Raw genomic sequence first — 13,646 nt, forward strand, 5'->3', positions numbered from 1 at the left:
CATGCGCGCGGCCACGGGTTTTTCGTCCGGCAATGCGCTCGAACTGCATGGGATATCCCGTGCGTTCGGCGCGCTGAAGGCGATCGACAATGTCTCCTTCAATGTGGAAGCCGGGCAGCGCTACGCCGTGCTCGGTTCGAACGGCGCGGGCAAGACCACCCTGTTCAATATGATCACCGGCGATTTTCCGGTGACGAGCGGCCGCGTGCGCCTGTTCGGCGAGGATGTGACCGAGCTGGCGCCCTGGGAACGGATACGCCGCGGCCTGCGCCGCACGTATCAGTCTTCGCTGCTGTTTCGCGACCTGAGCGTACGCGACAACCTGTACCTCGCCGTGCGGGGCGTGTCGCGCGGACGCTTCAGCCTCTTGCGCACGGGCCCGTCTTCCGCTTCCGACGTCGCGGCCGCCGAACTGCTGGAGCACGCGCGGCTGGCCCACCTCGCGGATACCCTGGTGGCCTCGCTGTCGCATGGGCAGCAGCGCCAGCTGGAAATCGGCATGGCCCTGGCCGGCGCGCCGCGCCTGATCCTGTTCGACGAGCCGGCCGCAGGCCTGTCCCCGGCCGAGCGGCGGGAATTGGTCATCCTGCTTGAAGGGCTGCCGCGCCATATCGGCTACGTCATTATCGAGCACGACCTGGAGATCGCATTGTCCGTGGCCACCCATGTCACCGTGATGCACAACGGCCGCGTGCTCAAGCACGGCACGCCGCAGGAGATCGAGGCCGACGCCGAGGTGCAGTCCATCTACATGGGGGAACGCCAGCATGGCCATTGATGCGCGCCGCGCGCCTCCGGCAGGCCCGGGCGCGACACCGCCGGTCCTGCAGATCACGGACCTGAACGTCTTCTACGGCAGCGCGCACGCGCTGCACGATGTCTCGCTGGCGCTGCCCGGCGGCGTGCTGGCGGTGGTGGGCCGCAATGGCATGGGCAAGACCACGCTGTGCAATGCGGTGGCGGGCCTGGTGCCGGCGCGCGGCAGCATCCGGCTGCACGGCCAGGAGATCCTGGGCAAGCCGGCGCACGCCATTACCGACCTGGGCATCGGCTACGTGCCGCAGGGACGCCACGTCTGGCCGTCCCTGACCGTGGACGAACACTTCCGCCTCGCCGCCCGCAGCGCCCGGCGCGGCGACTGGACGGTGGACCGCGTGTACGCCACCTTCCCGCGCCTGGCGGAACGCCGCCACAACGGCGGGGCGCAGTTGTCCGGCGGCGAGCAGCAGATGCTGGCCATCGGGCGCGCCCTGCTCTTCAACCCCAAGCTGCTCGTCATGGACGAGCCGACCGAGGGCCTGGCGCCCGTCATCGTCGACCAGGTGGCGACGATGCTCAAGTCCCTGGCCAGCGGCGGCGAAATTGCCGTGCTGCTGATCGAACAGAACCTGGGCGTGGCCATCGACGTCGCCGATACGGTGGCCGTGCTGGTCAATGGCCAGGTCGCGCGCGTCATGCCCGCGCCCGAACTGGCTGCTGACCGCGAGCTGCAACAGCGGCTGCTGGGCGTGAAGTCCGGCGCCAGCGCCGCGACCGGCGCCGCCGACGCCGCGCCGCCCCCTGCCCGATCCGGCGTGGTGGAAGTCCTTACGGTACGGCGTTCGCATACCGAGGATATCGCGGTGCCGCTGCCCCGCATGGCGGAGGGACTGAACCGATGGCAAGGCCTCCCGGGGCCGGCCGGCGCAGGCGACGGCACGGCCAGGGCAGCGGGCGGGAATGCCGCGCACGCCCATGGCGGCGCGGCGGCCGGCAATGCCCACGCGGACGGCGCATGGATGGAGCCGGCGGATACCGCACCGCGCATGCCCCGCGCGACCCCCCAACCGGGGTCCCGTTCAGTGGATCGGGCCGCTTATGTCGTCGGGACCTTCGACACCAAGGCCCGTGAACTGCTGTTGCTGCGTGACTGCCTGGAGCGGCTGGGCGTGCGCACCGTGACCGTGGACGTGTCCACGTCCGAGCGCCTGTCGCCCGCCAATGTCCATCCACGGGAAGTCGCGCGCCACCACCCCGGCGGGGAACGGGCGGTCTTCACCGGAGACCGCGGCTCGGCGGTGTCCGCCATGGCCGAGGCGCTCGCCCGCTACCTGCCCGCCAGGCGCGACCTGGGCGGCGTCATCAGCGCCGGGGGCTCCGGCGGCACCGCGCTGGCCAGTGCCGGCATGCGGGCGCTGCCGATCGGCGTGCCCAAGGTGCTGGTCTCCACGGTCGCCTCGGGCGACGTACGGCCCTACGTCGGCCCCAACGATATCTGCATGATGTATTCCGTCACGGACGTGTCGGGTATCAACCGCATCAGCATGCAGGTGTTGGGCAACGCCGCGCACGCGATGGCTGGCATGATCCTGTATCGCCAGGCGCCCGTCGCGGCCGAGCGGCCCGCGCTCGGGCTGACCATGTTCGGCGTTACGACGCCCTGCGTGCAGGCGGTCACGCGGACGCTGGACGCGGACTACGACTGCATGGTGTTCCACGCCACCGGCATCGGCGGAAACTCCATGGAGAAGCTGGTCGAGTCGGGCCTGATGCACGCGGTGATCGATGTCTCGACCACCGAGATCGCCGACCATATCGTCGGAGGCGTGTTCTCCGCGGGCCCGGCGCGCCTGGACGCGATCATCGACACCGGCATCCCCTACGTGGGCTCATGCGGCGCGCTGGACATGGTGAACTTCATGGCGATGGACACGGTGCCGGAGCGATTCCGCAACCGCCGGCTCTACAAGCACAACGACAACATCACGCTGATGCGCACCACGGTGGAGGAAAACCGCCGCATCGGCGCCTTCCTGGTCGACAAGCTGAATCGCATGCCGGGCCCGGTGCGCTTCCTGCTGCCCGAGGGCGGCGTGTCGGCCGTCGACATGCCGGGCAAACCGTTCTGGGACGCGGCGGCCGATCGCGCCCTGTTCGACACCATCGAGCAGGGGTTTCGCGCCTCCGTCCACCGGCAGTTGCGCAAGCTGCCGTATCACATCAACGACCCGCGCTTCGCCGACGCGCTGGTGCAGGCCTTCCATGAAATCGAACCGGGCGGGCAGACCCGCGCGCCCGTCCCACCCCAGGAGACCCGCCATGCCGCGCATCGCGCGTGAAACGATACTCGACCGCCTGCGCGGCATGATCGCCCGCGGCGAACCGATCATCGGCGGCGGCGCCGGCACGGGGTTGTCCGCGCGCTGCGAAGAGGCCGGCGGCATCGACCTGATCGTCATCTACAACTCGGGCCGCTACCGCATGGCCGGCCGCGGTTCGCTGGCCGGCTTGCTGGCCTATGGCAACGCCAACGAGGTCGTGCTGGAAATGGCGCACGAAGTGCTGCCCGTGGTGCGGCACACGCCCGTGCTGGCCGGGGTCAATGGGACCGACCCGTTCATGATCCCGGATGCCTTCCTGCGCCGGCTGCAGGCGCTGGGGTTCTCCGGCGTGCAGAACTTCCCGACCGTCGGCCTGATCGACGGCACGTTCCGGGCCAATCTGGAGGAAACCGGGATGAGCTACGGCCTGGAGGTCGACATGATCGCCCAGGCGCACGCCATGGATATGCTGACCACGCCCTATGTGTTCAGCGCGGAGAACGCCGCCGACATGACGCGCGCCGGCGCCGACGTGGTCGTCTGCCATCTGGGATTGACCACGGGAGGCAACATCGGCGCCGAGACCGCGCTGACCCTGGACGATTGCGTGCCGCGCATCCAGGCCTGGGCCGAGGCCGCCCTGGCGGTTCGGGAAGACGTCATCGTGCTGTGCCACGGCGGGCCCATCGCCACGCCGGAGGATGCCGCCTACATCCTGTCGCGCTGCCCGCCATGCCATGGTTTTTTCGGTGCATCGAGCATGGAGCGCCTGCCCACGGAAATTGCGCTCACCGAGACCACGCGGCAGTTCAAGAACATTACACGATAGAAGAGGCTCATCATGACAGGCTCACAATTCGGCACTTTCCTCCTGGTCGTCGTCGCGATCGCGATCGTCGCGGCCATCGTGGTGGGACTGCTGCACTGGCTGTATCTGCGCGCGTCGAAGGAGCGTGCCTTCGTGCGGACCGGGCTGGGCGGCCAACGCGTCGTCCTGGACGGCGGCGCCCTGGTGCTGCCCATCGTCCACGATGTGATTCCCGTCAACATGAACACCTTGCGCCTGGAGGTCTCGCGCGGGCGGGACAAGGCGCTGATTACCAAGGATCGCATGCGGGTGGACGTGATCGCCGAGTTCTATGTACGGGTACAGGCCGGCGCGCAAGCGGTCTCCGACGCGGCGCAGACCCTGGGCCAGCGCACCATGGCGCCGGAACAGCTCAAAGAGCTGCTGGAAGGCAAGTTCGTCGACGCGCTGCGCACGGTCGCGGCGGAGATGACCATGGAAGAACTGCACGAGCGCCGCGGGGATTACGTGCGGCGCGTGCGCGAGGCCGTCGCGGACAACCTGACCAAGAACGGCCTGGAACTGGAAGCCGCTTCGCTGACCCAGCTCGACCAGACGTCCATGGAATTCTTCAATCCCAGCAATGCCTTCGACGCGGAAGGCCTGACGCGGCTGACGGAGCAAATCGAGCGCCGCAAGAAGCAGCGCAACGACATCGAACAGGACACGCTGATCGCGATTCGCAATAAGAACCTGGAAGCGGAAAAGCTGTCGCTGGACATCGACCGTGAATCGGAAAGCGCCCGGTTGACGCAGGAGCGCGAACTGGAGATCGCCCGCGCCGAGCAACGCGCCACCCTCGCCCGCGAACGCGCGGAACGCGACCAGGAAGGCCAGCGCGCACAGATCAGCGCACACCAGGCGGTGGAGGAAGCGCGCCTGCGCGCCGAGCAGATCATCGAGTCCGGCCGCATCGGCAAGGACCGCGAGCTGCAGGCCGCCGAGATCGAGCGCCGCAAGGCCATCGAGCTGGCGGAACAGCAACGCTCCATCGCCGTCGCCATGCAGTCGAAATCGCAGTCGGAGGCCCAGGCCGCCGCCGATGCAGCGCGTGCCCTCGCCGTGGCCGCCGAAGAGAAGATCTTCACCGCGCGCGAGCTGGAAATGGCCGAACGCCGCAAGCGCATCGAACTGGTCGCGGCGTCGCAGGCCGCGGAGCGCGAGGCGCTGGCCATCCGGGTGGCCGCCGAGGCGGAACGTGCCGCCAGCGAGGACCGCGGCTATGCGCTGCGCGCAGAGGCCGAGGCGCAGGCCGATGCCGAACGCATCCGGCTGGCCGCGGCCCGGATCCGCCATGAGGTCGAAGCCGAAGGCCTGCGCATGATGAACGAGTCCTCGAATATCCTGACGCCGGATGCGCGCGCCTCCGCCATGCGCCTGAAGCTGCTGGACAAGGTCGAAGGCATTATCCGCGAATCGGTCAAACCCATGGAGAAGATCGACAGCATCCGCATCATGCATGTGGACGGGTTGGCCGGCGGCGTCGGCGGCCACGACCATGGGGGCAATATTTCCGATTCGGTGGTGAATTCGGCGCTGCGCTTCCGTGCCCAGGCTCCCATCGTGGACCAGTTGCTCAAGGAGATCGGGCTGGACAGCGCGGATATCAACCGCCTGGGCGCCGCCGGCAGCCTGGCTGCGCCCACCGCGGACAAGAAGCCGTCGGACACGGCGCGCTGACAGGAGACCCGCCGTGACCACCGTCTTCGTATCGAGTGTCATCGACGCCCCTGCTGCCGACGTCTGGAGCATCGTGCGCGATTTCAACGCCATGCCGCAGTGGCATCCGCTGATCGCCGATTCCATGATAGAGAACGGCCTGACGCCGGACCGCATCGGCTGCGTGCGCTACTTTCATACCCGCGATGGCGGACTGATACGCGAGCAGTTGCTGGCGCTGTCGGACTACGACTACACCTTCACCTACGTCATCCTGGAAAGCCCCATGGGGGTGTCCGACTACGTTGCCACCCTGAAGCTGACGCCGGTCACCGACGGCGATCGCTGCTTCGCGGAATGGACGGCCGAATTCGGCTGTCCCGCGGAGAGAGAAGCGGAACTGCGCCGGCTGATCGGGCAGGACGTCTTCCAGGCCGGTTTTGATGCGCTCAAGGCCCGGACGGCCAGGACGGCCGGGACGGTCCGCCGGGCCTGACCCGGATCGCGCCGAACGCTGGCCAGGCGGGCCCGGTGGAATGAGCCTGGCCTGTCGCCCGCGGCCAAGAGGTGCGCCGCGTCGCCTCGGCGGCCGGCGGCGTCGGCGAACCGCGATGCCCGCCTGCTACGAGGACTGCCCCGGCATCATGTACAAGAGATAGCGCCGTGCCGGAAGGGGCACGCCCCAGCGCCGCTTGGCGACGTCCACGGCCACCGGCCCAACTCCGCTGAAGGAGGTGGCGGCGTCCCGGCAGCTCTCGTCGGCGGCGCGACAGACGAACAGCGCGCCCTGGCGCCGGACATCCGCGGCGGACAGCCACGGCGTCGTGGCTGGATCGAAGAGCTCCCAGTAGCGCGTCAAGCCTGCGCCATAGAAGGCGATCGAACGCGCTTCCTTGTCGTTGCCGGCGACGATCGCCAGCGGCGTACCCATGTGCCGACTCCAGGCCGCGCGCGCCGCCTGCGCCAGTTCGGCACGGGGCTCGACGGCCAGGCGCTCATGGCTGGCGACCCGCATGTAACCGGCAAGTGCGGACACACCCAGCACCACGACCCAGTAGGCGGCCATCAGCCGGGGAATGCGGCGCGTGTCCAGTGCGACGCCCCCGTTGCGCAGGATGACCAGCCACAGCGGCACGATCGCGAACCACTGCGCATTGCCCCACAGGACGGAAACCCGTGTACGCGTGGCCAGGGCAAGCACGCCGATGGCCAGCAGCGTCCCCATGGACAACCACCACAAGTCCCGGTCCGTCGACCGACGCAGGAAGCCCAGCAGCATCAGCCGGGCGGCATGGCCACGTTTCTGGCGCGCCATGAGCAATACGAATGCCATGCAGGGGAGCAGATATGCCCATTGCGTCAAGGCGTAGGCGAGCATGTCGGCGGCTACGACGGCCAGCGGATGTTCGATTTCCGCCATGCGTTCGCGCGCGTAGGTGAATGTCGGCATGCCCGACTGCAACAGCCAGCGCACATGCGGCAAGAGTACGATCGTCCCCGCCATGATGACGAGCAGCGATTCCGGGCGCAGCACCCGCGCGCGCCACGCCGGCCGCGCCATCGCCGCCGCGGCGAGGCCGGCAAGCACGACGACCGAAAAGTACTTGCCCAGCATGGCCAGTGCCGCGACCGCCCCCAGCGCCAGGGCCAGTTTCCTGGTGCCCTCCTGCACATAGCGTACGAAGCAGTACGCAACCCACGGCCATACCGACAGCAGGACGGTGTTGGCGTTGAATTTGATGGCCAGGGTGGTATAGATGGGCGAGACCGCCATGGCCAAGGCCGCGACCGCGGCTTGCCCCGGCGGAATGAAACGCCGGGCCAGCGCGGCGATGCCGCACAGGCCGACCAGGGCATTGACGTTGGACAAGGCGAAATACGCCAGGTCCGTACGGGGAAAGACGCTGAACCACGCGGCCGTGATCCAGGCGAACAGCGGTGGGTGCTTATGGTACCCGGCCTGCCACTCGATCCCCCATACGTAGTTTTCGAGCATGTCCCCCGCCCAGTCGAGGTTGCTGCGATAAAGCCCCGACGCCAGCGTCCATACAAGGGCGTGAAGCGCCAGCAATACATACAGGCCTGCCTGCTCCGCTCCCAGATCGGAAGGAAAACGAAGCGCCGGAGATTGTGCCGGGAATACGGCGAGGGGGCTGCGGGAAGGAGGACTGAGTGAAGCGTGGGTATCGGCCATGGAGATCAATGCAAGCGGGAATGGCGCTATCCATTCCGGGTGCGTTGAGTGCTTCACCCGCCGTTCCGGTTCCCCCGGGCGCCACCCTCGGAAAGGCCGCGCCGCGCCGCCGCTACCGCACGATGCATGCAATGTCCGCCAAGCCGGGGCAGAGACCGTATAAACGCCGTGAAAAAACGGCGCATCGCGGCCGTGCGGCGAGCGGGCCACCGGCTCGGAGCCTGCCGTCACCGCCGGTTCCATGGCCTAGTAATGCGGCGGCAGTTCGTCCCGCAAGCTGCGGAATTCTCCCTTGTCGGCATCCGCCTCGGCCGCCTGCTGGCGCAACCGGCCAAGTTGCTGCGCCAGCCTTTCGATCTGCGATTGCTGCCTGTGCACCACCTCGTCCAGGCGTTCCAGCAGATCTTCCGCGAAGCCCGTCTTTATTTCCAGTTCCTTCACGCGCCGGGCCAGTTGGTCGATGTCCGGCATGTCTTGCATGTCTTGCATGTCTTGTATGTCCTCAATACCCCAGTGCCGCGCCGGCCGGCCGGCGCACGTCGTTCGCGCCATACAGATATCCCGGACGCACCGCCCCGGACACCGACGCGTCATTGCCGGAACTGGCCGTGCCGCCGCTGGACGCGTTGTCCGGCAGGCCCACCAGTACCAATTCGGCCGCGCCCCAGGGCGTCTGCTCGACCATCTTGTAGCCCATTCCCTGCAGGATGCGCAGCGTATCGGGGGATAGCCCGAACCTTTCGTAGTAGACCTCGTCCGGCAGCCATTGATGATGTACGCGCGGCGCGTCGACCGCCTCCTGCGGCGCCATGCCGTGGTCGATGACGTTGATCGCCGTCTCCAGCGTAATGGTGATGATGCGCGAACCGCCCGGCGATCCCAGGACCATGTAGGTCTTGCCATCGCGGGTGACCAGCGTCGGCGCCATGGACGACAACGGGCGCTTGCCCGGCGCGATCGCGTTGGTAGCGCCCTGCACCAGGCCAAAGAGATTCTGTTCGCCGATCTTGGTGGTGAAGTCGTCCATCTCGTCGTTCAGGAAAAAACCGGTCCCCGGCGCGATCACACCGGCACCGAAACGGCCGTTCACCGTGTACGTCGTGGACACGGCATTGCCGTCCTTGTCCACGATGGAGTAATGCGTCGTCTCGGTTTTCTCGTGGGGACCCATGCCGGGCTGGACCTGCGCCGAAGGCGTCGCGCGGTCGGCGGCGATCTGCTCGCGGATGGACGCCGCATAGGATTTGCTCAGCAGCCGGCCTATGGGGTTGTCGACGAAGGCCGGATCGCCTAGGTAGGTATTGCGGTCCATATACGCGTGCCGCATCGCCTCGGCCATCACATGGACGGAAGCCGCCGAACCGAAACCCATGGCGCGCAGATCGTAGCCGGAAAGGATATTCAGGATCTGGCACAGCGTTGTCCCGCCGGAACTCGGCGGTGGCGCGGACACGAAGACGTAGCCCCGGTAGTTGCAAGTGATGGGGGCGCTTTCCGTGATCTTGTACGAGGCGAAGTCGGCCGCCTTGATGACACCCCCGCCCTGCGTGGACGCACGCTCCACGGCCGCGGGGATGTGCCCTTTGTAAAAGGCATCCGGCCCCTGGCGCGCGATCGCTTGCAAGGTGCGGGCCAGGTCCGGCTGCACCAGCCTGTCGCCGGGCTGCAGGGGCGTGCCGTCCGGCCGCAGGAAGATGCGGGCGGCATCCCGGTCACGACGGAACATGGCGGTGCTGGTATCGAGAATGTCCGTGTCGGCGCGGGTCAGGACAAAACCGTCGCGCGCCAGCGCGATGGCCGGCGCCATGACGGCCTCGCGCGTCAGCCGGCCGTACTTGCGCAGCGCGGTGTCCATGCCCAGTACCGTGCCGGGCACGGCGACGGCGCGGTAACCATAGAGACTGGCGCCCTTGATCAACTGGCCATTCGCGTCCAGGTACATATCGGGCGACGCGCCGGCGGGCGCGGTCTCCCGGAAATTGATGAAGGTGTCGCGCCCGTCGGCAAGGTGTATCGTCATGAAGCCGCCGCCGCCGATATTGCCGCAGCATGGGTTGACCACGGCCTGCGCATAGCCCACGGCCACCGCCGCGTCGATGGCGTTGCCGCCCATTTTCAGGATATCGACGCCGACCTGCGATGCCAGGTGCTGCGAAGTGACGACCATGCCGTTGCGCGCTTCGACCGCCGGCGGCGACGCGGCCCCCGCGCTGAGCCAGAATCCCGCGCACAGCACGGCGGCTGTCCATGATTTGATGCATTTTCCGATGCGCATGCTCGCCCCTTTTTGGCAGTTGTAGCGGTCCTTGCCGACGACTGGGCATTGTAGGACTGTCGGCGAGCGCACGGCCCCCACGCAAGCGTTAAACGCAAAACTGCATGCGTAACCTGCATGAAAGATGACGGGAAACTGCCTTGCGTACCCGTGGGCGACACGGTATCTTCGCCTCCCGAACCCTCATGACCGGAACGGCAGCCGTCACCACTCCATGATCCGTCATCGCGTCCTGAGCCACCTTGCATACGTCGTCGCCTACTCGGGCCTGGCCCTGGTCAGCATGCGCCACCTTGACGCGACGACGCTATCCACGCTGTTCTGGCCTCCGGTCGGGCTGCTGATGGCCGCCCTGCTGCTGAACCCGCCGCGACGCTGGCCCGTCTGGATGGCGCTGGCCGCTGTGCCCCATACCGCGATCGGCATGTTGGTCGCGCATCGCACGCCCGGCATCGCCCTGGTCTTCGCGACGGCGGACCTGGTATTTTGCGCCACGGTCGCGGCCTTGCTGCGGCTGCGGCAGCGCGACCCGGCCAACCTGGCCACCCTGCCCGGCGCCTTGTGGTTCATCGGGGTGCTCTCCACCTGCGCGGCGCTGGCGGGCGCGCTGGTCGCCCAGGTCCTGCGCCTCGTCCAACCCGCCACATCGGTGGACCATTGGTACGTATGGAGCATGGCCGGCTTTGTCAGCTGCATGATCATTACACCGCTGGTCGTGGCCTGGGCGAACTTCCGTTTTCGTCGCCTGGCCGACCAGAACCTGCTCCATCTATGGGTCGGCCTGATCGCGGCGTTCGCGCTGCTCATCGGGACCACCATCGTCTTCGACGATCCGCCGCGCGCCACCGCCCTGGTCTGGCATGATGGCTTCGGCATGAGCTACGGACCGCTGCTTTTCCTTGCCGTGGTGGCCCTGTGCTGGGGCGCCCCGGGCGGCTCGCTGACAGTCGCGGGGCTGGCCATCGTTGCCGGGTCCTACACCATGAGCGGCATGGGTCCCTACGCCAACATCCTGCACTTCGCGGGCGAACCGCTGCTGGCAGTCCAAGGCTACGTGGGCTGCGCGGCGGTGTTGAACCTCATCATCAATGCCCTGTCGGCCGACCGCGAGCGGGCCCTGCACCGGAACGGCACGCTAAAGGCCCAATTGCAGGCGGCATTGCGCGTCAGCGGGCAGGTCGCCTGGGAGTTCTGGCCAGCCGCGGGCCGGCTGCAATGGCTGGGCCAATGGCCGCTGGGGCTCGCCGGCGAGCGTGATGAAATGACCCTGGACGAATGGCTGGAGCGCACGCATCCCCAAGACCGGGACAAGGTGCGCGCATGGCTGCACGGCATGGACGCCCCGTATGCGCGCCCGCTGCAGTTCCGGCTGCGCGGGGCGGACGACCGCTACCATGCGGTTGAAATGACCGGCTCGCGCGCGAGCACGGAGTCCGGCGCACCGGACAGGATGATGGGACTGCTGGGCGCGGCGCGCAGCGACATGCCTTTCTAGCGCACGCCGTCGATATGCCGGTCGATGTCGTCGATCGCATCCTCGAAACGCCGCAGGAAGGCCTGCATGCGCGCCAGCGCCTGCGCCCCGCCCGGCCGCTGCAGGGTGTCCTCCAGCACGGCGCCCTCGTCCACCACGGGCCAATGGCCCAGCATGCCGAGCGCGCCGACGGCGCGGTGCAGCCAGGCCGCCATGCGCTCCGCAAGCAGGGCATCCGCCGCGGCATCCGTAGGCGTCGACATGCGGTGCGCCTGCGCCAGGTCCGCGCGCAGCGCTTCCACGGAGGCCCGCAGGAATTGCCGCAGGCCGTCATCGTTGCCGGCAAACTGTTCGCGCAGGGTGGACAGGGCCAGGCCGCCGTCCCGGGCGGATCGAGTACGGTCCGGGTCGGGCCCCGCACCCGCCGGCGCCGCGCCGGACCGCCCCAGCGCGTCGTGTAGTACCTTGCGCAGGATCTCGAGCTGCACGGGCTTGCGCAGCCGGGCGTCGACGTCGGGGCTCAGCGGCTTGTCGGCGAAGGCCTTGGCCGTGACGATGACGATGGGCAGCCGCGCATCGACCGGCACACCGCCCTGCCGTTCCCGTTCCCGCCATGCGGACGCCAGTTGCTCGCCGCTCATGGCCGGCATCTGGCAATCGGTCAGCAGCAAGGCGTAGTCGCCGGTCTGCAGTGCGGCCATGGCGCCGGGGCCGTCCGCCCGCACATCGCAGGCATACCCCAGGCTGGTGAGCTGCCGGCGCATGAGGTCGCGGTTGATTTCGTGGTCGTCCACCACCAGTACGCGCGCCGGACGCGTACCCGCGGTCCTGGCGGCATTTGGACCAGGCGAGTCGGGCGCCTGCGTGTCGCCACTTCGCAGGACCGCCGCGGCGGCGGGACTGGCGGATGCCGGCGCCGACACCGGAACCGGCGTGCCCGCGGGATCCGCGCGATGCACCGCGAAACGGCAGATGAACTCCGCCCGGGTGCCTTGTCCCGGCACGCTGCTCAGCGTAAGGCGCCCACCCATCAGCGCGGCCAGCCGGCTGGACACCGGCAGCCCCAACCCAGTCCCGCCATACTGCCGTGTGGTGGACGTATCGGCCTGGCGAAAAGGCATCATGACCTGCGCGACCTTGTCGTCGGGGATGCCGATGCCGGTATCGGTCACGACGAAACGCAGAAGCTGATGGTCCGCGGTCGTTTCTTCGGCGTGGAGGGTCAGCCTCACCTCGCCCTGCGCGGTGAACTTGGCCGCGTTGCTCACCAGGTTCGTCAGGATCTGCCGGATGCGCAGCGGGTCGCCGAGGATCTCGCCACACACCGCGTCGTCCACCTGGCATGTCGTCTTCACGCCGCGTCGGCGTGCGGGCTCGCCCATGACCATGACGACGCTCTGCGCCATCGGGCGCAAGTCCACCGGGATGCACTCCAGGCTCATGCGGTTCGCTTCGACTTTCGTGAAGTCCATGACCTGGTCCAGTATCTGCAGCATGGAATTGGCCGCCGTATCGACGGCCAGCAGCATCTGCCGCTGCTCGGCCACCATGGCGCCGCGCTTGAGCAATTCCAGCATACCGATGATCCCGCTGAGCGGAGTCCGGATCTCGTGGCTCATCGTCGCGAAGAACGTCGACTTCGACAGCATGGCGCTGTCGGCCAGGTCGCGAGCCGTTTCCAGCCGCACCTCGGCGGCGCGCCGGCGCATCACCTCGCGGCGCAACTGCACATAGCCGAAGGACACGCCCACGGCCGTCGCCAGCAGCAGCAGCATGCCGGGAAAAATCTGCAGCCAGAAAACGTCCGGCGGTATGGTCGACGACTGGTATCCGCCCGCCCAGCCCAGGTCGCGCGCATTGTCCGCCGGCACGGGGCCGCAGGTTTTCGCTTCACCCGCCGGGCCGGTGCGAGCCAGGGCGTGTTCCAGGTCCGAGTCGGTCTGCCCTATGCCTTCGCTGCCGATGACGGCGGACGGCGCGTGCGGTGCTTCGGCCGTTCCGGCGCGCGCGTGCACGTGGCCTGCCGGTATCGCGAGCGCCGCCGCCAACAGCAGGACCGCGATGCCGGCCTTGCCGGGCAGGCTGCGCACCACCTGGGCAAGCCCTGCGGCAAATGA

Annotated in this window: 10 protein-coding genes and 1 pseudogene; 7 read left to right on the plus strand and 4 right to left on the minus strand. The window is 68.1% G+C overall.

Annotated elements, in window-relative coordinates:
- Position 1: 1 nt before the first annotated feature.
- The 6 genes and pseudogenes from BAU07_RS14740 (at position 2) to BAU07_RS14760 (ending at position 6,082) form a co-directional block, all read left to right on the plus strand.
- Positions 2-778: an ABC transporter ATP-binding protein gene (locus tag BAU07_RS14740; RefSeq protein ID WP_066665461.1), complete on the plus strand. Its 777-nt coding sequence runs from the start codon at positions 2-4 to the stop codon at positions 776-778.
- Between the two features lie 151 nt (positions 779-929).
- Positions 930-1,232 (plus strand): annotated as a pseudogene (locus BAU07_RS27725) (ATP-binding cassette domain-containing protein); the annotation flags it as partial.
- Between the two features lie 573 nt (positions 1,233-1,805).
- On the plus strand, positions 1,806-3,098 hold the full coding sequence (locus BAU07_RS27730) for a Tm-1-like ATP-binding domain-containing protein (RefSeq protein WP_415830307.1): 1,293 nt from the start codon (positions 1,806-1,808) through the stop codon (positions 3,096-3,098).
- Complete coding sequence (locus BAU07_RS14750) at positions 3,079-3,909, plus strand: phosphoenolpyruvate hydrolase family protein (RefSeq protein WP_066659064.1); 831 nt, start codon at positions 3,079-3,081, stop codon at positions 3,907-3,909. The genes BAU07_RS27730 and BAU07_RS14750 overlap by 20 nt, the downstream gene beginning before the upstream one ends.
- A 12-nt stretch (positions 3,910-3,921) precedes the next feature.
- Positions 3,922-5,607, plus strand: coding sequence for a flotillin family protein (locus tag BAU07_RS14755; RefSeq protein WP_066659066.1), 1,686 nt, complete (start codon positions 3,922-3,924; stop codon positions 5,605-5,607).
- A gap of 13 nt (positions 5,608-5,620) precedes the next feature.
- The gene (locus BAU07_RS14760) at positions 5,621-6,082 is read left to right on the plus strand and encodes an SRPBCC family protein (protein WP_066659068.1); all 462 of its coding nucleotides are present in this window, start codon (positions 5,621-5,623) and stop codon (positions 6,080-6,082) included.
- A gap of 126 nt (positions 6,083-6,208) precedes the next feature.
- On the opposite strand, the gene BAU07_RS14765 is transcribed toward BAU07_RS14760, so the two are convergent.
- The 3 genes from BAU07_RS14765 to ggt form a co-directional block, all read right to left on the minus strand.
- A complete protein-coding gene (locus BAU07_RS14765; protein ID WP_198168805.1) occupies positions 6,209-7,780 on the minus strand; it encodes a glycosyltransferase family 39 protein in 1,572 nt (523 codons plus the stop codon).
- A gap of 246 nt (positions 7,781-8,026) precedes the next feature.
- Complete coding sequence (locus tag BAU07_RS14770) at positions 8,027-8,260, minus strand: SlyX family protein (protein WP_157122520.1); 234 nt, start codon at positions 8,258-8,260, stop codon at positions 8,027-8,029.
- 22 nt (positions 8,261-8,282) lie between these two features.
- Entirely contained in the window at positions 8,283-9,947 is a 1,665-nt protein-coding gene (gene ggt / locus BAU07_RS14775) for a gamma-glutamyltransferase (RefSeq protein ID WP_232338349.1), read from the minus strand.
- 322 nt (positions 9,948-10,269) lie between these two features.
- Here ggt and BAU07_RS14780 point away from each other — a divergent pair, with 322 nt between their 5' ends.
- On the plus strand, positions 10,270-11,550 hold the full coding sequence (locus BAU07_RS14780) for an MASE1 domain-containing protein (protein WP_066659074.1): 1,281 nt from the start codon (positions 10,270-10,272) through the stop codon (positions 11,548-11,550).
- Here the strand turns inward: BAU07_RS14780 and BAU07_RS14785 are convergent.
- Complete coding sequence (locus tag BAU07_RS14785) at positions 11,547-13,622, minus strand: ATP-binding protein (protein ID WP_066659075.1); 2,076 nt, start codon at positions 13,620-13,622, stop codon at positions 11,547-11,549. The genes BAU07_RS14780 and BAU07_RS14785 overlap by 4 nt on opposite strands.
- Positions 13,623-13,646 lie beyond the last annotated feature (24 nt).

It is taken from the genome of Bordetella flabilis, assembly GCF_001676725.1.
Classification (GTDB): Bacteria; Pseudomonadota; Gammaproteobacteria; order Burkholderiales; family Burkholderiaceae_B; genus Bordetella_C; species Bordetella_C flabilis.